The organism is Amycolatopsis sp. NPDC049252, assembly GCF_043197175.1.
Taxonomy (GTDB): Bacteria; Actinomycetota; Actinomycetes; order Mycobacteriales; family Pseudonocardiaceae; genus Amycolatopsis.
Genome location: NZ_JBICSQ010000009.1, coordinates 84,355 through 104,603, shown reverse-complemented (window position 1 = coordinate 104,603; position 20,249 = coordinate 84,355). Strand labels below are relative to the sequence as shown.

Annotated in this window: 19 protein-coding genes; 12 read left to right on the top strand and 7 right to left on the bottom strand. The window is 71.8% G+C overall.

From position 1 onward, the window contains the following. Positions 1–8: 8 nt before the first annotated feature. Positions 9–497 (top strand): polyadenylate-specific 3'-exoribonuclease AS, encoded by a 489-nt coding sequence (locus ACGFMK_RS14520; RefSeq protein WP_392762230.1) that lies wholly within the window; start codon positions 9–11, stop codon positions 495–497. A 9-nt stretch (positions 498–506) separates the two neighbouring features. Here the strand turns inward: ACGFMK_RS14520 and ACGFMK_RS14515 are convergent, their stop codons facing one another. After that, positions 507–1,589: a 3-deoxy-7-phosphoheptulonate synthase gene (locus ACGFMK_RS14515; protein WP_392762227.1), complete on the bottom strand. Its 1,083-nt coding sequence runs from the start codon at positions 1,587–1,589 to the stop codon at positions 507–509. A gap of 285 nt (positions 1,590–1,874) precedes the next feature. Here ACGFMK_RS14515 and ACGFMK_RS14510 point away from each other — a divergent pair, with 285 nt between their 5' ends. Further along, positions 1,875–2,900, top strand: coding sequence for a 6-phosphofructokinase (locus tag ACGFMK_RS14510; protein WP_392762225.1), 1,026 nt, complete (start codon positions 1,875–1,877; stop codon positions 2,898–2,900). Between the two features lie 70 nt (positions 2,901–2,970). On the opposite strand, the gene ACGFMK_RS14505 is transcribed toward ACGFMK_RS14510, so the two are convergent. Then, a complete protein-coding gene (locus ACGFMK_RS14505; protein WP_392762222.1) occupies positions 2,971–4,407 on the bottom strand; it encodes an aromatic amino acid ammonia-lyase in 1,437 nt (478 codons plus the stop codon). A gap of 34 nt (positions 4,408–4,441) precedes the next feature. Beyond that, positions 4,442–5,086, bottom strand: coding sequence for a group II truncated hemoglobin (locus ACGFMK_RS14500; RefSeq protein ID WP_392762220.1), 645 nt, complete (start codon positions 5,084–5,086; stop codon positions 4,442–4,444). Between the two features lie 67 nt (positions 5,087–5,153). Between ACGFMK_RS14500 and ACGFMK_RS14495 the strand changes: the two genes are divergently transcribed. Further along, positions 5,154–5,489 (top strand): winged helix-turn-helix transcriptional regulator, encoded by a 336-nt coding sequence (locus ACGFMK_RS14495; protein ID WP_392762218.1) that lies wholly within the window; start codon positions 5,154–5,156, stop codon positions 5,487–5,489. 171 nt (positions 5,490–5,660) lie between these two features. Here the strand turns inward: ACGFMK_RS14495 and ACGFMK_RS14490 are convergent, their stop codons facing one another. Beyond that, a complete protein-coding gene (locus ACGFMK_RS14490) occupies positions 5,661–5,969 on the bottom strand; it encodes an ArsR/SmtB family transcription factor (protein ID WP_392762410.1) in 309 nt (102 codons plus the stop codon). Between the two features lie 183 nt (positions 5,970–6,152). On the opposite strand from ACGFMK_RS14490, the gene ACGFMK_RS14485 reads away from it, so the two are divergent. The 8 genes from ACGFMK_RS14485 (at position 6,153) to ACGFMK_RS14450 (ending at position 15,555) form a co-directional block, all read left to right on the top strand. After that, positions 6,153–7,376: a glycoside hydrolase family 18 protein gene (locus ACGFMK_RS14485; protein WP_392762215.1), complete on the top strand. Its 1,224-nt coding sequence runs from the start codon at positions 6,153–6,155 to the stop codon at positions 7,374–7,376. Between the two features lie 86 nt (positions 7,377–7,462). After that, on the top strand, positions 7,463–8,128 hold the full coding sequence (locus ACGFMK_RS14480) for a DUF2461 domain-containing protein (protein ID WP_392762213.1): 666 nt from the start codon (positions 7,463–7,465) through the stop codon (positions 8,126–8,128). Positions 8,129–8,210: 82 nt separating this feature from the next. Then, the gene (gene pyk / locus ACGFMK_RS14475; RefSeq protein WP_392762210.1) at positions 8,211–9,635 is read left to right on the top strand and encodes a pyruvate kinase; all 1,425 of its coding nucleotides are present in this window, start codon (positions 8,211–8,213) and stop codon (positions 9,633–9,635) included. A 36-nt stretch (positions 9,636–9,671) separates the two neighbouring features. Continuing rightward, positions 9,672–10,568 (top strand): acyl-CoA thioesterase, encoded by an 897-nt coding sequence (locus tag ACGFMK_RS14470; protein ID WP_392762207.1) that lies wholly within the window; start codon positions 9,672–9,674, stop codon positions 10,566–10,568. A 380-nt stretch (positions 10,569–10,948) separates the two neighbouring features. Next, positions 10,949–11,851 (top strand): helix-turn-helix domain-containing protein, encoded by a 903-nt coding sequence (locus ACGFMK_RS14465; protein WP_392762204.1) that lies wholly within the window; start codon positions 10,949–10,951, stop codon positions 11,849–11,851. Positions 11,852–11,865: 14 nt separating this feature from the next. Further along, the gene (locus ACGFMK_RS14460) at positions 11,866–12,069 is read left to right on the top strand and encodes a DUF397 domain-containing protein (protein ID WP_323332993.1); all 204 of its coding nucleotides are present in this window, start codon (positions 11,866–11,868) and stop codon (positions 12,067–12,069) included. Between the two features lie 173 nt (positions 12,070–12,242). Next, positions 12,243–12,452, top strand: a complete 210-nt coding sequence (locus ACGFMK_RS14455) for a hypothetical protein (protein ID WP_392762202.1) — start codon at positions 12,243–12,245, stop codon at positions 12,450–12,452. Between the two features lie 61 nt (positions 12,453–12,513). Then, positions 12,514–15,555, top strand: coding sequence for an AAA family ATPase (locus ACGFMK_RS14450; protein WP_392762199.1), 3,042 nt, complete (start codon positions 12,514–12,516; stop codon positions 15,553–15,555). A 6-nt stretch (positions 15,556–15,561) separates the two neighbouring features. On the opposite strand, the gene ACGFMK_RS14445 is transcribed toward ACGFMK_RS14450, so the two are convergent. From ACGFMK_RS14445 to ACGFMK_RS14435, 3 genes are all read right to left on the bottom strand, one after another. Continuing rightward, a complete protein-coding gene (locus ACGFMK_RS14445; protein ID WP_392762197.1) occupies positions 15,562–17,172 on the bottom strand; it encodes a succinic semialdehyde dehydrogenase in 1,611 nt (536 codons plus the stop codon). Between the two features lie 93 nt (positions 17,173–17,265). Beyond that, positions 17,266–18,273 (bottom strand): hypothetical protein, encoded by a 1,008-nt coding sequence (locus tag ACGFMK_RS14440; RefSeq protein WP_392762195.1) that lies wholly within the window; start codon positions 18,271–18,273, stop codon positions 17,266–17,268. A 91-nt stretch (positions 18,274–18,364) separates the two neighbouring features. Next, the gene (locus ACGFMK_RS14435; RefSeq protein ID WP_392762192.1) at positions 18,365–18,982 is read right to left on the bottom strand and encodes a TetR/AcrR family transcriptional regulator; all 618 of its coding nucleotides are present in this window, start codon (positions 18,980–18,982) and stop codon (positions 18,365–18,367) included. A gap of 105 nt (positions 18,983–19,087) precedes the next feature. Here ACGFMK_RS14435 and ACGFMK_RS14430 point away from each other — a divergent pair, with 105 nt between their 5' ends. Further along, positions 19,088–20,239 carry an acyl-CoA dehydrogenase family protein gene (locus ACGFMK_RS14430; protein WP_392762190.1) on the top strand — a complete coding sequence of 384 codons (1,152 nt, stop codon included), beginning with the start codon at positions 19,088–19,090 and terminating at the stop codon, positions 20,237–20,239. Positions 20,240–20,249 lie beyond the last annotated feature (10 nt).

Below are 20,249 nucleotides of genomic sequence, written 5' to 3'. Positions count from 1 at the left end.
GTTCACCAGTGCGTTTTTTCTACGACACCGAATTCATCGAAGACGGCGTGACCATCGATCTGGTGTCCATCGGTGTCGTTGACGAGCGTGGCCGCGAGTTCTACGCGGTCTCCACGGATTTCGACCCGGGTCGCGCCGGGCCGTGGGTGCGCGACAACGTGCTGCCGAAGCTGCCCTCACCCGCCGACCCGGCCTGGCGCAGCCGCGAGAAGATCCGCGCCGACCTGCTGGAGTTCTTCGGCAAGCCACCGGGCGGCATCGAGCTGTGGGCCTGGTTCGCGGCGTACGACCACGTCGCGCTGGCGCAGCTCTGGGGCCCGATGCCGGCGCTGCCGCGCCAGCTGCCGCGGTTCACCCGCGACCTGCGCCAGCGCTGGGAGGACGCCGGGAAGCCGAAGCTCCCGGCGGCCCCGACCGACCAGCACGACGCCCTGGCGGACGCGAAGCACAACCGCGCCCGCTGGGACGTCATCGAGTCCTACTTCCCCCGCCGCTGAAGCGAGGGTTCAGCGGCGCGAGCGAACCGCTTCCGCGAGCGTGTCCAGCAGGGGAGCGGTGTCGTCCCAGGCCATGCAGGCGTCGGTGATCGACTGGCCGTAGGTCAGCTTCTCCGGGTGACCCAGGTCGAGGTCCTGGCGGCCGCCCGCGAGGAAGCTCTCCATCATCAGGCCGGCGATGCCGCGTTCACCGTCGCCGATCCGCTTGGCCAGCTCGCGGACCACCTCGGCCTGGCGGACGTGGTCCTTGCCGCTGTTGCCGTGGCTCGCGTCGATGATCACCCGCTCGGGCAGGCCCGACTTCGCCAGCCGCGCCAACGTGTCCGTCACCGTCGCGGCGTCGTAGTTCGGGCCGCCGGCGTGGCCGCGCAGGATCACGTGGCAGTCCGGGTTGCCGGACGTCGTCAGCAGCGCCGCCAGCCCGTCGGTGTTGATGCCCGGGAACACGTGGCTCGCCGCGGCCGCGCGGGTCGCGTCGACCGCGACCTGGACGTCACCCTCGGTGGAGTTCTTGATCCCGACCGGCATGGACAGCGCGCTGCACAGCTGCCGGTGCACCTGGCTGGCCGCGGTGCGCGCGCCGATCGAGCCCCAGGTGACGATGTCGGCGATGAACTGCGGCGTGATCGGGTCGAGGAACTCGCAGCCGACCGGCAGGCCCAGCTCGGAGACGTCGAGCAGCAGCCGCCGCGCCATCCGCAGGCCCTTGTTGACGGCGAAGGTGCCGTCGAGGTCCGGGTCGTTGATCAGGCCCTTCCAGCCCAGCGTCGTGCGCGGCTTCTCGAAGTACACGCGCATCACGACGTGCAGCTCGCCGCGCAGCTCTTCGGCCTTCGCCGCCAGGCGGCGGCTGTAGTCGAGGGCGGCTTCGGGGTCGTGCACCGAGCACGGGCCGACGACGACGAGCAGCCGGTCGTCCCGGCCCTCGAGGATGTCGACGGTTTCGGCCCGGCCGTGGCGCACGACCTCGGCGACGGCGGGATCGACGGGATGGTCTTCGCGCAGCATCGCCGGCGAGATGAGCGGGCTGATCGACGTGGTGCGCGCGGCGTCGAGGTCACCGATGGTGGCCGGACCTGCGGAGAGCGTCATCGCGGGGGTGGTTCCTTCCTGGTGGAAACCGACCCGCGGGGGACCTCGCCGAGCCGGTAGGACGTCCGGCTCGGGGTGGTGGTCAGCGCAGGTTGACGCCGCCGTGCCCACCCGGGGCCGGCTTCGTAAACCAGTAATAACGCTGCACGGCGCCAAAATATCACACCTCGAACGTGTACCGATTCGGCAGGTGGTACGGGCTGCACCGATCCAGACGGAAGCAGCTACGCTTGGCCCTGGCGAAATGTGACTGTCATCTCCAGCGAACACAAACGGAGGATTCTCATGCGTGTCGGTGTGCTGACCGGCGGCGGCGACTGCCCGGGTCTCAACGCGGTCATCCGCGCGGTGGTCCGCAAGGGCATCGAGGTGCACGGCTGGGACTTCGTCGGCTTCCGCAACGGCTGGAACGGCCCGCTGACGGGCGACAGCCGCCCGCTCGGCCTGAACGACGTCGAGGACATCCTCACCCGCGGCGGCACGATCCTGCGGTCCTCGCGGACCAACCCGTACAAGGTCGAGGGCGGGGTGGACCAGATCAAGAAGGTCCTCGCCGAGCAGGGCGTCGACGCGCTGATCGCGATCGGCGGCGAGGACACCCTCGGCGTCGCGAAGCGGCTTACCGACGACGGCGTCGGCGTCGTGGGCGTGCCCAAGACGATCGACAACGACCTGGGCTCCACCGACTACACGTTCGGCTTCGACACCGCGGTCTCCATCGCGACCGAGGCGATCGACCGGCTGCACACCACCGCCGAGTCGCACCACCGGGCGCTGGTCGTCGAGGTCATGGGCCGGCACGCCGGCTGGATCGCGCTGCACTCCGGCCTGGCCGGCGGCGCGAGCGTGATCCTGGTGCCGGAGCGGCACTTCAACGTCGACCAGGTCGTCTCCTGGGTCGAGCGCCGCTTCGAGAAGGAGTTCGCGCCGATCATCGTCGTGGCCGAGGGCGCGCTGCCCGAGGGCGGCGAGGAGAAGCTGCTCACCGGCGAGAAGGACGCCTTCGGGCACGTCCGCCTCGGCGGCATCGGCACCTGGCTGGCCGACGAGATCGCCCGCCGCACCGGCAAGGAGTCGCGCGCGGTCGTGCTGGGCCACGTCCAGCGCGGCGGCACGCCGACCGCGTACGACCGCGTGCTCGCGACCCGCTTCGGCCTGCACGCGGTGGACGCGGTCGCCGACGGCGACTTCGGCGTCATGGTCGCCCTGAAGGGCACCGACATCGTCCGCGTGAAGCTGTCGGAGGCGACCGCCGAGCTGAAGACGGTCCCGGCGGAGCGCTACGAAGAGGCCGAAGTCTTCTTCGGCTGAGCCTGAGCCTGGTTGTCCGTGAAGGCCACCTTGCGGGACATAGAGTCCCGCAAAGTGGCCTTCACGGCTTTCAGATGCGGGCGAGGGTGTCCAGGACCGTGATCGCGCGGGCGATGTCCTCGGTCAGCGGGCGGTCGTCGGTGCTTTCGTCCAGGACCTCGGACGCCGCGTCGAAGGCGTCGCGGACCGGGAGGTCCACCAGGTCGGCGTCGCGCATGCGCAGCGCGCGGACCGCCGCGACCAGCTCGCACGCCAGCACCTGCTGGTACGACGTGCAGGCCGCGGTCGCCGCGCGGGCCGCCTGGGTCGAGAAGCTCGCGTGGTCCTCGATGCCGCGGGACACGACGGCCGTGCCGAGCGTCGCCGGCAGCGCCGCCTGCCGCAGCTCGGTGAGCGCGTCGTGCGCCACGTACTCCAGGATCATCACGCCCGAGCTGCCCGCCGGCCCGGCCGCGAGGAACGGCCGCAGCCCGGTGAACTCCGGCTCGACCAGGTCGCCCAGGCGCGCCACCGACAGCTCCGCCACCTGGTGCACGGTCGCGCGGGCCTGGTCCAGCGCCGTCGACACGTACGCCGTGTGGAAGTGCGCGTGGTGGTAGGCGTCGCCGTGCACCGTGGAGATCATCGGGTTCTCGGTACTGGCGTTGATCTCGACGGCCAGCACGTCGCGCAGGTAGTGGATCGCGTCCAGCGCCGGGCCCTGGACCTGCGGGAACGCCCGCAGCCCGAACGGGTCCTGGATCCGCCGCCCCGGCTTCGGCGTCTGGTGCATGCCGAGCAGCCGCCGCATCTCCGCCGCGCAGGCGACCTGCCCGGCGTGCGGACGCGCTTCGTGCACCGGCGTCGCGTAGGCCTCGGGGTTGCCGTCGAGGGCGACGTAGGTCAGCGCGGCGATGGCGTGGCTGGCCCGGGTCAGCGTGTCCAGCCGCATCGCGGCCAGCGTCGCTTCGGCCAGCGTCGCGGCGTTGCTGCTCATGAACGCCAGCGCGTCGCCCGCGTGCACCGGCACCGCCGGCACGTGCCCGGCGACCCAGTCGCGTTCGCCGGTGAGCGCGAGCGCCGTCTCGGCCAGCGGGGCCAGGTCGCCGGTGCCGATCGCGCCGAGCCGGTGCACCAGCGGCAGCGCGCCGGTGCGGACGGCCTCGGCCAGCGCGCCGATCAGCTCGGGGCTGATCCCGGACCGCCCGGCGAGGAGCTGGTTGAGCCGGATCAGCATCATCCCGCGGATCTGGCCGGGCGGCATCGGGTCGCCGCTGCCGCCCGCGTGGCTGCGCAACAGGCGCAGGCCGTGTTCCTTCGAGCTCGCGACGGTGTCGTCCTTGTTGGCCCCGACGCCGGTGGTCCGGCCGTAGACCACCCGCCGGGTGCTCAGCTCTTCGGCGAGCTTCCAGGCGTGCTCGGCGCCGCGCAGCGCGGCGATCGAGACGTCGATTCCCAGCGGTCCCCCGGTACGCGCCGCCGCCACGACGTCCGCGCACCGCAGGGTCCGACCGTCCACCCGGATCAAGGGCAGCCTCCTTTCGACTGCCCTCACTATGCGGCTAGGGCGCCGCGGGCGGCCAGGGTGGCCTGGGCCAGTCCCAGTGCGGGACGGGTTCGTGCAGGTCGGGCTGGGCGCCGGGGGCCGAGAAGACGACGGCCAGCCGGCTGCCCCACTCGAGGTAGCCGGCGAACGCGGCGCGGAACTCCGGGTCGGCCGGCAGGCCCGTTTCGTCGGCGGCGTCGAGCAGCAGCGTGACCCAGCGGCGGCGCTGCTCCTCGGTGATGCCGCGCCCGAGGTGGCGGCCGATCATGTGGGCGTGCCCGCCGTGGCCGGCGGTGTAGGCGGCGGGTCCGCCGAGCACCTCGCCGAGCCAGGTCGCGACGTGCTCGGCGTGGTGCGCGTCCATGTTTCGGAACACCGGCTCGAGCAGCGGGTCTTCGAGGACGTGGCCGTAGAAGACGGTCAGCAGCTCGACGAGTGCTTCGTGACCGCCGGCCCACGCGTAGAGCGAGGGCGTGGTGGTTTCGTACCGCTCGGGCTCACCGTCGGGCGTGAAGCCCGCGATGCCCGCGAACGGGGCGCCGCCCTTGACCTTCACCAGGTACCGGCCGGGAGCGCGTTCGATCTCGTGCCCGGCGGCGGCTTTTTCGAAGTCCGCGGCCGCGGTTTCTGGCACGGTGTACTGCAGGTAGTCGACGATCACCCGGCAAGGCAACCAGCGGCGGCCCGGCCGGGCAACCACTTACTTTCCGGTGCGTGGGGGGAACGGGATGAAGCGCTACCACTGCGCGACGGAGCTGGCGGTCGACCTCATCGGCGGCAAGTGGAAGCCGGTGATCCTGGCCCACCTCAAGGAGGGCGCGCACCGCTACGGCGAACTGCGCCGCCGGATGCCGGGGGTGAGCGAGAAGATGCTGACCCAGCAGCTGCGCGAGCTGACGGCGGACGGCATCGTCCGCCGCGAGGAGTTCGACGGCCGGGTCCCGCACGTCGAGTACCACCTGACGGCGGTGGGGGAGGAGCTGCGCCCGGCGCTCACGGCCCTGTACGAGTGGGGCGAGCGCCGCGCGGCGGCCGCGGGCATCACCTTCGCACCGGCCGATTAGGACCGGCCGGGCCACCGGACCGGACGACACGCGTACCCGCGCGGACGACACGCGTACGCCGATGGACGACACGCCGCACCCGGCCCGAGCGCGGCCGTGTCGTCCGGCCAGGTACGCGTGTCGTCCGCCTGAGTACGCGTGTCGTCCGCCCGGGTACCGGCCGTCGCGGGCTCAGGCGGGGTCCGTCTCGTCGAGACGGCGTTCCAGCGCATCCAGGCGGCCGTCCCAGAACCGGCGGTAGGGGGCGAGCCAGGCGTCCACTTCGGCCAGTGGGTCCGGGCGCAGCGCGTAACACCGGCGCTGGGCCGCGATCCGCACCGTCACGAGCCCGGCTTCACGCAGCACCCGCAGGTGCTTGGACACCGCGGGCTGGCTGAGGTCGAGCTGCTCGACGAGCTCGCCCACGGAGCGTTCGCCGTCCCGGAGCAGGTCGAGGATGGTGCGGCGGCGGGGTTCGGCGAGGACGTCGAAAGTCTGCATCACCCTGGAAATGTGCGCCGCCGGGCATATTCCTGTCAAGGCATGTGCGGCGGTCCCGGTGGGCTGCTTGGCCTAACCCGTCTGGTCTGAACCATTGACCTGATGGTCTAGTCCATTTACGGTTGGTGTGGTCTCCACCACGTGGTCCCCATGGTTGTCGGTAATTCTCCGAAGGGAGAAGACATGTCCCGTTTCCGCAGGAAGAGCTTCTCGGCCCTGCTGACCGTGGCGGCCGCCGCGGGCCTGGTGGCGGGCGCCGCCACGGCTCCGGCCGCCACCGCCGCTCCCGCTCAGGCCGCGGCTTCCGTCGGCAAGGTCGTCGGCTACTTCACCGACTGGGGGGTGTACGACCGCAACTACCACGTCAAGAACATCGAGACGTCGGGTTCGGCGGGCAAGCTGACGCACATCAACTACGCCTTCGGCAACGTCACCAACGGCGGCTGCGCCATCGGGGACGCCTACGCCGACTACCAGAAGACCTACGACGCCGCGGGCAGTGTCGACGGCGTCGCCGACACCTGGGACCAGCCCCTCGCGGGCAGCTTCAACCAGCTCAAGAAGCTCAAGGCCAAGCACCCCGGCCTCAAGGTGATCTGGTCGTTCGGCGGCTGGACCTGGTCGGGCGGCTTCACCCAGGCCGCGCAGAACCCGGCCGCGTTCGCCGACTCCTGCTACAGCCTGGTCAACGACCCGCGCTGGGCCGGCGTCTTCGACGGCATCGACATCGACTGGGAGTACCCCAACGCCTGCGGCCTGAGCTGCGACTCCAGCGGCGCCGCCGCGTACCAGAACCTGATGTCCGCGCTGCGCGCCAAGTTCGGCTCCCAGCTGGTCACCTCGGCGATCACCGCCGACGGCACCGACGGCGGCAAGATCGACCTGGCCGACTACGCCGGCGCCGCCCAGTACGTCGACTGGTACAACGTGATGACCTACGACTACTTCGGCGCGTTCGCCGCGCAGGGCCCGACCGCCCCGCACTCGCCGCTGACCTCCTACGACGGCATCCCGACGCCGGGCTTCTACGCCGACGCCGCGATCCAGAAGCTCAAGGGCAAGGGCGTCCCGTCCGGCAAGCTGCTGCTGGGCATCGGCTTCTACGGCCGCGGCTGGACCGGCGTCACGCAGGACACCCCCGGCGGCACCGCGACCGGGCCCGCGGCGGCCACGTACGAGCCGGGCATCGAGGACTACAAGGTCCTCAAGAACAGCTGCCCGTCGACCGGCACCATCGCCGGCACCGCGTACGCGAAGTGCGGCAGCAACTGGTGGAGCTACGACACCCCGTCGACCATCGGCGGCAAGATCGGCTACGCCGAGCAGCAGGGTCTCGGCGGCGCGATGGTCTGGGACCTCTCGGGTGACACCGCCGACGGCGAGCTGATCAGCGCCGTCGCCAGGTAAGGGCTCCCGGTGCGGCCGGCCGCGCGCGGCGTGCCGGCCGCACCGGGTTTCAGTTCCTGTCGGTACCCCCGATTACCCTCCTCACCGTGAAGTTCAGCGGATTCGGCGAGTACGCCGTCGACTTCTACGACGGCCTCGTGGAAGACAACTCGAAGCCCTACTGGGACGACCACGTCGAGACCTACAAGTCCGACGTCCGCGCCCCGATGGAGGCGCTGCTCGCGGAGCTGGCGCCGGAGTTCGGTGACGGCTTCGGCGACCCCAAGGTGTTCCGCCCCTACCGCGACGTCCGGTTCGCCAAGGACAAGACGCCCTACAAGACCCACTGCGGCGGCGTGCTCGAACAGGGCCGTGGCGGCGGCGCCTACTACGTCGAGGTCGGGCCCGAGGGCCTGCGGGTCGGCGGCGGCTGCTTCTTCCTCGCCTCCGACCAGATCGCCCGGTTCCGCAAGGCCGTCGACACCGAGCTGCACGGCGAGGCGCTCCGGAAGATCATCACGAAGCTCGAGCGCGCCGGCTGGGAGGTCAAGGGCGACCGGCTGAAGTCGAAGCCGCGCGGCTTCGACGCCGAGCACCCCCGCCTCGACCTGCTGCGCTACCGCTCGGTGTACGCCGTGCGCGCCTGGGAGCCGGACGACGTGCTGCACGAGCGCGGCGCCCTCGACCGGGTGCGGAAGGCCTGGCGGCAGGTGCGCGAGTTCAACGAATGGGCCCGTGACCGGGTCGGTCCCAGCGAGCTGCCGCGCCGCTGACCCAGGAGTTTCTGAACCGTTTCTCTGAACTTTTCGGGATCGGTACAGACGAACGCGCGGACAGGGACTACGCTATGCGAACGTGAGCCGACGCGCGAAGATCGTTTGTACCCTGGGCCCCGCCACCGCCACCCCGGAGAAGATGCGGGCACTCGTGGACGCGGGCATGGACGTGGCGAGGATGAACTTCAGCCACGGCAGCCACGGCGACCACAAGCAGGTCTACGACCTGATCCGGGACGCCGCGGCCGCGAGTGGCCGGGCCGTCGGCATCCTCGCCGACCTGCAGGGCCCGAAGATCCGCCTCGGCACGTTCGCCGGCGGGCCGGTCGAGTGGCAGAACGGCGACATCGTCCGGATCACCGTCGAGGACGTCGCCGGCACCCACGACCGGGTCTCCACGACCTACAAGGGCCTGGCCAAGGACGCCAAGCCCGGTGACCGCCTGCTGGTCGACGACGGCAAGGTCGGCCTGGTGGTCAAGGAGGTCGACGGCCAGGACGTGGTCTGCGAGGTCACCGAAGGCGGCCCGGTCAGCAACAACAAGGGCGTCTCCCTGCCCGGCATGGACGTGTCCGTGCCGGCCATGTCCGAGAAGGACATCGAGGACCTCGAGTTCGCGCTCGAGCTGGGCGTCGACTTCATCGCCCTGTCCTTCGTCCGCTCGCCCGCCGACATCGACCTGGTCCACCAGGTGATGGACCGCGTCGGCAAGGGGCGCCTGCCGGTCGTCGCGAAGATCGAGAAGCCCGAGGCGGTCTACAACCTCGAGGCCATCGTGCTGGCCTTCGACGCGGTGATGGTCGCCCGCGGCGACCTGGGCGTCGAGCTGCCGCTGGAGCAGGTTCCCCTGGTCCAGAAGCGCGCCATCCAGATCTGCCGCGAGAACGCGAAGCCGGTCATCGTCGCGACGCAGATGCTCGAGTCGATGATCAACAACTCCCGGCCGACCCGCGCCGAGGCCTCCGACGTCGCGAACGCGGTGCTCGACGGCGCCGACGCGCTGATGCTGTCCGGTGAGACCAGTGTCGGCCGGTACGCCATCGAGGTCGTCCAGACGATGGGCCGGATCATCGAGGCGGTCGAGACCGACTCGCCGGTCGTCCCGCCGCTGACGCACGTCCCGCGCACCAAGCGCGGCGTGATCTCCTACGCCGCCCGCGACATCGGCGAGCGCCTCAACGCGAAGGCCCTGGTCGCCTTCACGCAGTCCGGCGACACCGTGCGCCGGCTGGCCCGGCTGCACACGCGGCTGCCGCTGCTGGCGTTCACGCCCGAGGACTGCGTCCGCAGCCAGCTCTCGATGACCTGGGGCACCACCACCCAGATCGTGCCGCGGGTGGAGTCCACGGACCAGATGATCCAGCAGGTCGACCACGCGATGCTGGAGATGGGCAAGTACCAGAAGGGCGACCTGGTCGTCATCGTGGCCGGCTCGCCGCCGGGAACCGTCGGGTCGACCAACCTGATCCACGTCCACCGCCTTGGTGAAGACGACCACGCGTAAGGGACGACGGGGACGAGTACCGAATAGGGTCTGGCCATGACTGAAATGGCCAGGACGGCCGCCACCGAGCTGGAGATCCCGGGTGGCGGCCAGCCCGTGCTGGACCGCCTGGTGGCGCTCCTCGACCTCGAGAAGATCGAGGAGAACATCTTCCGCGGCGTGTCGCCCGCGCACTCACCCGTGCGCGTGTTCGGTGGCCAGGTCGCCGGGCAGGCGCTGGTCGCCGCCGGGCGCACCGTGCCCGACGAGCGCCGCGTCCACTCGCTGCACGCGTACTTCATCCGCGGCGGCGACCCCAGCGTGCCGATCGTCTACGAGGTCGACCGGATCCGGGACGGCCGCTCGTTCACCACGCGCCGCGTCATCGCGATCCAGCACGGCAAGGCGATCTTCTCGCTCTCGGCGTCCTTCCAGAAGGACGAACCGGGTATCGACCACGCCGAGGCGATGCCGGAGGGTGTGCCCGCCCCGGAGACGCTGCCGACGCTGATGGAACGCGCCGAGGGGTACGCGATCGGCGCGCACAGCCGCCCGCGCCCGATCGACCTGCGCTACGTCAACGAGCCGCCGTGGGTCACCCGCCAGACCGGCGAGCTCCCCGCGCGCAACCAGGTGTGGATGCGCGCCGACGGCAAGCTGCCCGATCAGCAGCTGCTGCACGTCTGCGTGCTGACCTACGCCTCGGACATGACACTCCTCGACTCGGTGCTCGCGCGCCACGGCGTCTACTGGGACACCGACAAGGTGCTCGGCGCGAGCCTCGATCACGCGCTCTGGTTCCACCGGCCGTTCCGCGCCGACGAGTGGTTCCTCTACGACAGCGTGTCACCGACCGCCTCCGGAGCGCGGGGGCTGGCGACGGGCCGGTTCTTCGGCGCCGACGGCACCCTCATCGCCACGGTCGTCCAAGAAGGACTCCTGCGCGTCCTCTGAACGGTGGCCGGAAAATCACCCTTACGGGCGACAAATAGTCGGGGTATTCGCCATCGGAATAGGGCATTCGGACCGGGGAAGAGGGCCGGGACCGATCGGGGGACGGCCCCGGACCCCTTCTCCGAATGACCACACGGCGAACCGCGCAGCCATCGTCTACGCTGCTCACAGGCCCGGACAGGGCCTGGCGGCCGAACGACCCCGGCCCGTGCCGCGTCCTGCCGCAGTGCAGAGTGCGAGGGTACAAGAGCATTCTGCAAATTGCAGATGCGACGCGCACGACCGGGCGGGAATCGGTGCCGTGGTAATGCCACGCCGTCCTGGTTAGATACTGGGAGCAAGCGAACGGCTACGACGCCGTCGACATCCGGAGGTGCCGAATGGCCAGGGGACAGAGCCCCACGGTTCGCCGCCGGAGGCTCGCCGGTGAGCTGCGCCGGCTGCGCGAGGCCGCGGACCTCACCATCGACGAGGTGGGCGAAAAGCTCGAGTGCTCCGCGTCGAAGATCAGCCGGATCGAGACCGGCCACGTCGGGGTCACCCCGCGCGACGCGCGGGACATGCTGGCGCTCTACGGGATCACCGGTGACGAGCAGGAGGCGCTCGTCCAGCTGGCCAGAGAGGCCCGCAAGCGCGGCTGGTGGCACGCCTACAACGAGGTCTTCACCGGCACGTTCGTCGGGCTCGAAGCCGACGCCAGCTCGCTGCGGGCGTTCCAGGCGCTGCTGGTGCCGGGCCTGCTGCAGACCGAGCGGTACGCCCGCGCGGTGATCCGCGCGCTGCGCCCGGACGCCGAGGACGCCGAGACCCGCCGCCGGGTCGCGGCCCGGATGGCGCGCCAGGAGCTGCTGTCCGACACCCCGCCGCCGGAGTACTGGGCCGTGATCGACGAGGCCGTCCTGCACCGCGTGGTCGACAGCGCCGAGGTGATGGCCGAGCAGCTCTACCGCATGGTCGCCGTCGCCGAGAAGCCGAACGTGACCATCCAGGTGGTGCCGTTCGGCGCGGGCGCGCACCCCGGGATGGAGGGCCCCTTCCTGATCATGGGCTTCCCGGAGCAGGCCGACCCGGACGTCGTCTACGTCGACGACAGCACCTCCAGCGGTCTCTACCTGGAGGAACCCACAGACGTCCGGCGCTACGGGCTGATGTTCGACCATCTGCGCGCGGCCGCACTGAAACCGGACGACTCGGTGGAGCTGATCGCCGAGGCTGCCGGCCGGTTCGCCGAACGGGCGGCCGTGCCGGCACCGGTGCACCACTTGGAACCGAGGACACAGTAAGGGAGTTGGGGACCATGGAAGCCGAATTTTCGGGTGCGCGCTGGCGCAAGAGCAGCCACAGCGGTGGCGGGAACGACTGCGTCGAGGTCGCGTTCGTCGCCGGCGGTGCCGCGGTGCGCGACTCGAAGGACCCCGAGGGTGGTGCGTTCCGCCTGCCCGCATCGGGTTGGCAGGGGCTGCTGGCCGCGGTGCGGCCCGGCGGCCCCGAGCGCGACTGAGGCGGTTTCGAAGACCCCTTACCCCCGCCGAGCTGGGCTCGGATGGGAGTAAGGGGTCTTTTCCGTGCCAGGGGTACGTGATCACCCGATGCCTGGGGCACCCCCTCAGGACGAACCTGAGTGCTACCAACCGGTGATGTCCCGCCGGTGAACTCAGGGAACAGGGGAACGACATGCACTCCGATCTGCTGCTGGACGCGGTCCGGGCCGAAGCGGCCTACCGGGCCGAGGAACTGCGGAAGGCCGGGCGCAGCGCCTGGGCCGCCCGCGCGCGCCGCGTCGTCCGCCACGTGCGGGCCGCCCGGAGCACCGTCGACGTGCCGGCGCAGGAGCGCCGCGAGGCCTCGCGGGAGACCGCGGGTGTCGGCGAGACCGCCCGGTAGGGGCGAGGTGATGGTGTCCAAGGCGATAAGCGTGCGGAACTTGTCGGTGGGGTGAGCAAGAATGCACCTTGTGCCCCGACTCGGCTCCGGAATCCCGCTCGTCGCCCGTACCCACGAGATGCGGCGGCTCCGCGCCGCCTTCGCCCGGGCCGAACGGGGCGAAGCCGGCGCGGTGCTGCTCTCGGGGGACGCCGGCGTCGGCAAGACCCGGCTGCTGACCGCGCTCGGCGAGCACGTCGCCGCGTGTGGCGCGCTGGTGCTCACCGGCCGCTGCATCGACGTCCGCGAAGGCGGTCTTCCTTATCTTCCGTTCGCCGAGGCGCTCGCCCCGCTGGGGGTCGCGGCGGACCCGGCGGTCGCCGCCGCGGTGCGGGCCCGGCCCGCGCTCGGCCGGCTGCTGCCGCAGGGCCACGGTCCTCGAGGCCTCGAGGAGCCCCGGGCGGCCGAACACACCCCGATGACCTCGAACGACCGGGAGACGATGGTGCGTCCCCGGCCGGAGCAGGATCTCGGTCAGCTGCAGTTGTTCGACGCGGTACTGGGGGTGCTGACCGAGATCGCCGAGTCGCGGCCGGTGGTGATCCTGCTGGAGGATCTGCACTGGGCCGACGCCTCGACCCGCAACCTGCTGTCGTTCCTGCTCAGCAGGCTGCGCGCGCAACGGCTCCTGGTCGTGGGCAGCTACCGCGAGGAGGACGTGCACCGGCGCCACCCGCTGCGCGGCCTCCTCTCGGAGCTGGTCCGGCTCGCCACCGTCGAGCGCGTCGACCTGCAGGCCTTCGGCAACGCCGACGCCCGCACCTTCGTCGAGGCGCTGGCCGACGAGCCGCTGCCCGCCGACGTCGTGGCCGACATCGTCAGCCGGTCCGAGGGCAACCCGTTCTTCGCCGAGGAACTGCTCGCCACCAAGACCGAGTGCAACGACCTGCCCGCGGGACTGGCCGAAGTGCTGCTCTCCCGGTTGGAGCGGCTTTCGCCGGACACCCGCCGCGTCGTGCGCGTCGTGTCGGTGGCCAACGAACCCGTGATGCACGCGGCCCTGGCCGAGATCTCCGCCCTGGGGGAGCTCGAGCTGGACGAGTCGCTGCGCGAAGCCGTCCAGCACCACGTGCTGGTCGTGATGCCGGACGGTGCCTACTGGTTCCGGCACGCGCTGCTGCAGGAAGCGGTGTACGGCGATTTGCTGCCAGGGGAGCGGTCGCGCACGCACGCGGCGTACGCGGCGCGGATCTCCTCGAGGCCGCAGGGCCGCGGGCACGACGCGAAGCTGGCCTACCACTCGTTGCAGAGCAGCGATCTCGTCACCGCGCTGCCGGCGTTGCTGCGTGCGATGGACGAGGCCGAGAAGCTGGGCGCGCCCGGGTCGGCGCTGCGCCACGTCGAGCAGGCACTGTCCATCTGGGACGCCGTCCCGGCCGCCGACCGGCCCGAGGGGTTCGACGAGCTGCGGCTGCTGCACGAAGCGTCGTACTTCGCGGGCACGTCCGGCGAGCCCGAGCGGGCCGCCGCGTTCGCCCGCTCGGCCACCCAGGCCCTGACCCCGGACGGCCCGGCCGACCGCGCCGCCAAGACGTGGCGGCGGCTGGCGGAAGCCCTGCTCGCCCTGGAAGGCACGCTCGACGAGGCCGTCGCGGCGATCGACAAGGCGTGGGACCTGGTCAAGGACACCGAACCCAGCGGCACCCGAGCGTGGGTGCTGGCCAGCCGCGCCGGGTTCCTGCGGGTGCTCGACCAGCCGGACGCGGCGCTGGACAGCGCGCTCACCGCGGTCGCCGACGCGCAGGCGGTCGACGCCGCGGGCGCGGAGGCGTCGGCCCTGGTCACATTGGGCACGCTGGCCGACTCGGCGGGCGACGCCGCGGAGGCCCGCGAGCGGCTGCGCCAGGCCGAACGCAAGGCGCGCGACGCCGGGGCGCTGAACACCGAGAACCGCGCGACCTACTTCCTGGCGCTGAGCTACGACGACCAGGCCGAGTACGCCGAAGCGCTCGAACACGCCTCACGCGGGGTCGCCCGGGCCGAAGAGGCCGGGCTCAGCTGGAGCGTCTACGGCCTGGAGCTGCGGGCGCGGCAGCTGACCCTGCGCTACCTGGTGGGCGACTGGCCGGACGAGAGCGCCGGCCGGGCCGGGCGCGGGGTGTCGAGCGCGGTCGCCGCGCGGATCCTCGCCATCTGGTCGCTGTTCGTCGTCGCCCGCGGCCGGTTCGACGAGGCCGCGAAGCTCGTCGCCGGGCTGCGGCAGCACTGGGCGGCGGACATCCAGATCCCGCTGTCGGCCGGGGACGCCGGGATCGAGCTGGCGTACTGGCGCGGTGACCACGCGGAAGCGGTGAAGCGCGCGCAGGAGCTCGTCGGCTGGCTCGAGCGGATCGAACCCGGTCTGCTGGCCGGGATCCGGGTGGCCGCGCTCGGCGCCACCGCCGCCGCGGCGCAGGCCGCCGACGCCCGGGTCCGCGGTGACCAGACGGCCGTCGACGCCGCGATCGAGGCGGGGGAGCGGCTGCTGGCGCACGGCCGGATGTGCGCGGTCGTCGGGCAGCCGCGGTCGGTGGAGCTGGGGCCGGAGGGCCGGGCCTGGCTGGCCCGGCTCGAGGCGGCGGCGTCCGGCCTGGCCGGCCGGGGCGACCCGGCGAAGTGGGCGGCCGCGGCGGAAGCGTTCGGCTACGGCGCGGTCTACGAGCAGGCGATCTGCCGTCGCCACGAGGCGGAAGCCCGGCTGCTGGCCGACGACGTCGAGCGGGCGCGGGCCGCCCTGGAGTCGGCGCACGCCGTCGCGACCCGGCTGGGCGCGATCCCGCTGCGCGACGCCGTCCGCGACCTCGCGCACCGCGCCCGGGTCGACCTGGCGGGCGTCGAACCGGCGGCCCCGGCCCGCGCGGTCGTCGACCCGCTGACCGACCGCGAACGTGACGTCCTCGAGCGCGTGGCCCTGGGCCGCACCAACCGCCAGGTCGGCGAAGAGCTCTACATCAGCGAAAAGACGGTCAGCGTCCACCTGTCCCGCGTGATGGCGAAGCTCGGCGCGAGCCGCCGCGCGGAAGCCGTCGCGATCGCCTACGACCGAGGCCTGCTGACGGCTCCCACGGCCGGCCAAAAGGCGTGACGCCCGTCAGCGGGGGAGACGGCGGAGGGCCTTCAGGCCCAGCGTCATGCCGCGGGACCACAGGGAACCCGAGATCGCTCGCGGCGGGCGCAGGGCCAGGCCGCGCTGCAGGGCGATCGACTGGGACTCCGTGTACTTCAGCAGGCCTTCGGCGCCGTTGCGGCGGCCGACACCCGAGTCCTTCATGCCGCCCATCGGGACGCCGACGCTGCCGAACGTCGCCGCGTACCCCTCGTTGACGTTGACCGTGCCCGCCTTGAGCCGGGCCGCGACCTCCCAGCCCGCGTGGCCGTTGCGCGACCAGACGCTGGCGTTGAGCCCGAAAGCCGTGTCGTTGGCGCGGTCGATGGCCTCGGTGACGTCGGTGTAGCCGTAGATCGAGACGACCGGCCCGAACGTCTCCTCCGCGAACGGCACCATCTCCGGCGTCACTCCCGTGAGGACGGTCGGCTCGTAGAAGAGCGGGCCGAGGTCGGGCCGGGCGCGACCGCCGGTGAGCACTGACGCGCCCTTCGCGCGGGCGTCCTCGACGTGCGCGGTCACCGTCGCGAGCTGGTCTTCCGACGTCAGCGAGCCCATCTGGGCCTGGTAGTCCAGCGCGCCGCCGAGCTTCACCGCGGCGGTGCGGGCCACGAACGCGCGGGTGAACTCCTCGCGGATCGACTCGTGGACGTAGATCCGTTCGACCGACACGCAGAGCTGCCCGGCCGAGGAGAAGCACGCGGTCACCGCGCCTGTCGCGGCCTTCGCGACGTCGGCGTCGGGCAGCACGATCATCGGGTTCTTGCCGCCGAGCTCGAGCGAGTACGACGTCAGCCGCTTCGCCACCTGCCCGGCCAGTTCCTTGCCGGTCGGCGTGGACCCGGTGAAGCAGAGGTAGTCCGACTCCTCGACCAGCGCGGTGCCGATCTTCGAGCCGCGGCCGAGCACGATCTGCCAGGTCCCGGCCGGCAGCCCGGCCTCCTCGGCGAGCTCGTGCAGCCACAGCGCCGAAAGCGCGGTCTGGTTGTCCGGCTTCTGCACCACGGCGTTGCCGGCCGCGAGTGCCGGGAAGACGTCCATCGCGGTGAGGGCCAGCGGGTAGTTCCACGGCGAGATGACGCCGACGACGCCCTTCGGGTGCCGCAGCTCACCGGCGCGGGTCAGGCCGGGGATGACGCCGGCGACCCGGCGCGGGGCGAGGATCTTCGCGGCGTGCTTGCCGTAGTAGGCCGCGACCAGCGCGGTCGCGCTGACCTCGTCGAACGCGTCGAGCCGGGCCTTGCCCGCCTCGACCTGGACCAGGTCGAGGACCTCGTCCTGCTTGGCGAGCACCAGGTCGTGCAGCCGGGTGAGCACGCGGGCGCGCTCGGCGGGGGTGTGCTCCGCCCACGCCCGCTGCGCGGTCCGCGCGCCGGCGAACACGGCGCGGACGTCGGCGTCGGTGGCCTGGGGCAGGGTCGCGATCGGCTGCCCGGTGAAGGGCGCGGTCATCCGGATCGGGGCCGAGTCCGCGCCGCCGGCCACCCGGGCGACGAGCTGGGCCGCCCGGGCCGACGTCGGCGCACCGGCGACCCCGCCGACGGTCGGCGGGAGCGCGGTGTCGTGGACCGGGTTCGCGGGGGTCGTGCTGGTCATGACGTCTCCGTTCCGCGCGGCGACGCGCAGGGGTTACCGACGAGTACAGCATACCGTCGGTACGTCAGCTGTCCAGCTCGATGTGAATATGTTTCACGTTTTGGGAGGCGGCGGGTTCAGCGGCGGGAGCTGGTAGGTCGGCTCGGTCGGGGACGAGGCCGGCGCCGCGGGGGGTTCGTCCGGATGCGGCTGGGCCTGCGTCGCCTCGTGGCTGCCCTCGGGCTGCTGCGCCGGGAACGGCTGGGACGGCGGGTTTTGCGCCGGGAACGGCTGCGACTGGGGGCCCTGCGCGGGGAACGGCTGGGACGGCGGCCCCTGGGCGGGGAACGGCTGCGACTGCGGGGCACCGTAGGGCTGCTGGCCCGGGTACGGCGACGAAACCGGGTAGCCGCCGGACTGCTGCGGGCCGACCGGGTACGGCCGCGACTGCTGCTGCGGCGGGTACCCCGGGCCGCCGTGCAGGTTCGCCGGCGGACCGGCGGGCGCCTTCACCCGCCGTCCGGCCAGCAGGGCGAACGCCAGGGCCGCCACCGCGAGCACCCCCGCGCCGAGCAGCATCCAGAAGCCGGTCCCCGTCGAGTAGTGCGACTTGATGGAGTCGTCGTCGGACTCGTAGCTCAGGGTCGCCGACACGTCCATGCCGAGCATCCACACCGCGGCGGCCACGCCCGCGCCGCCGACGAGCAACGCCGTCCGCGCGCCCGAGCGCAGACCAGGACTCGCCGAACGCCGGGCGCCGACGAACGCCAGCACGGCACCGGCCAGCAGGATCACCGCGGCGACCGACAGCGGGATGCCGTAGTGCGCGACGTGCGTGTTCTCGTAGAACTTCTGCGCGTCGGCGCCCGGCTCGACGCCGAAGGACCGCGACCACGCGCTGATCGTCTGGCTGCTCTCGGTCTTGCCGCTGACGATCTGCTCGAACGTCGTCTGCGGCAGGAACGACCCGACCACCACCAGGACGGCGGCGAGGGCACCGAAGATCCCGGCGAGCAACCGGAAGAGACCACCCGGGTCGGCCGGCGGCTGCGGCCGCGGCATCGGTGGCGGGCCGTAGGAGTACGGCTGCGGAGGGTACGGGGGTGGCGCGCTGGTGGTCATCGAATCTCCCTCTTTGCGGGGATTGGACCACGAATCCGCCTGCGGGATAAGGGGCTGAATGACGCCAACTGACCCCGGTGCGCCGCGCGGGTCAGGTCGGCGCGGTGGTGGCGTCCTGGTAGAGCAGGACGGCGATCCGCTTCCACTCCTCGAGCAGCTGGCGCCGCCGCTTCGGGTCGCCGCCGAGCTCGGCGTCCAGGGCCAGCCCGCGGGTCAGGTTCACGGTGAGCCAGAACAGCATCTCCGCGCGTTCGGGCGGGAGCTCGCCGGCGACCTGGGTGACGTGCTCGAGGGTGGCGCGCCCGAGCGCGCGGTCGACCGGGCGGATCGCCGCGCGCAGCTCGGGGTCGGTGCGGGCGGCGACCCACAGCTCGGTGACGGCGGTCGAGAGCGTGCCGGAGTACCCCGTCCACAGCAGGTCGATCGCCGCGGCGACGCCGGTGCCCCCGCTGGGCAGCTCGTCGAGCGACGCGGCGAGCTGGTGGCGCAGCTTGGTCGTCAGGTGCTCGACCGCGGCCGCCATCAGCTCGGCCTTCGCGGTGAAGTGGTGCTGCACCGCGCCCTTCGAGACCCCGGCGCGGGCACAGATCTCCTGCACGGTCGTGCGCGCGTAACCCAGGTCCACCAGGCAGCCGATGGTGGCGTCGAGCAGCGCCGTGCGGGTCTGCTCCCGCCGCTGCGCCTGGGTGCGGTGCGCAGTCTCGGTCACGCGGCCTCCCTGCTTTACCTACAGGCCGGTACGGATGTACATTCCATGGAGAACTTACATGCTGATCGTCATGTTTTCCAGCACTCGTCCTGCAGGAGGGTCCCCGTGCCGCTGAAACTCCCGAAGAGCTCCTGGAGCACGACCGAGCTCGAAGACCTCCGCGAGCTCTCGCGGTCGTTCATGCAGAAGGAGCTCGTCCCGCACCAGGAGCGGTGGGCGGCGGACAAGAAGGTCGACCGCGAGCTGTGGAACAAGGCCGGCGAGGTCGGCCTGCTGTGCCTGTCCATCCCCGAGGAGTACGGCGGCGGTGGCGGCACGTTCGCGCACGAGGCCGTGCTCTACGAGGAGCAGGCCCGCTCCGGCGACAGCGCGTGGGGCGTCACCGTCCACAACGGAATCGTCGCGCACTACCTGAGCGCGTATGCCTCCGAAGAGAAGAAGCGCGAGTGGCTGCCTAAGATGGCCAGCGGCGAGCTGGTCGGCGCGATCGCGATGACCGAGCCGGGCACCGGCTCGGACCTGCAGGGCATCAAGACCCGCGCGGTGCGCGAGGGCGACCACTACGTCATCAACGGCGCGAAGACCTTCATCACCAACGGGTTCCACGCCGACCTCGTCGTCGTCGCCGTGAAGACCGACCCGGACGCGGGCGCCCAGGGCGTCTCGCTGATCGCCGTCGAGACCGACACCCCGGGCTTCCGCCGCGGCCGCGTGCTCGACAAGGTCGGCCTCAAGGGCCAGGACACCGCCGAGCTGTTCTTCGACGACGTCCGCGTGCCCGCCGCCAACCTCCTCGGGGACGCCGAAGGCCAGGGCTTCATCCAGCTGATGCTGCAGCTGCCGCAGGAACGGCTGATCATCGCCGTCACCGCGGTGGCCGGGCTCGAGGCGGCGGTCGACCTGACCCTGGAGTACACGAAGGAGCGCACCGCGTTCGGCCGACCGATCTTCTCCTTCCAGAACACCAAGTTCAAGCTCGCCGAGGCCGCCACCGAGGCCGCCGTCGCGCGGGCGTTCCTCGACCAGTGCATCGAACGCCACCTCAAGGGCGAGCTCGACGTCCAGGGCGCGGCGATGGCGAAGCTGTGGACCACCGAGCGCGTCAACAAGGTGATCGACGACTGCGTGCAGCTCTTCGGCGGCTACGGCTACATGTCCGAGTACCCGATCGCGCGCGCCTGGGCCGACGTCCGGATCTCGCGGATCTTCGGCGGTACCAGCGAGATCATGAAGGAAATCATCTCCCGGTCGCTCTGAAGGGAACCAC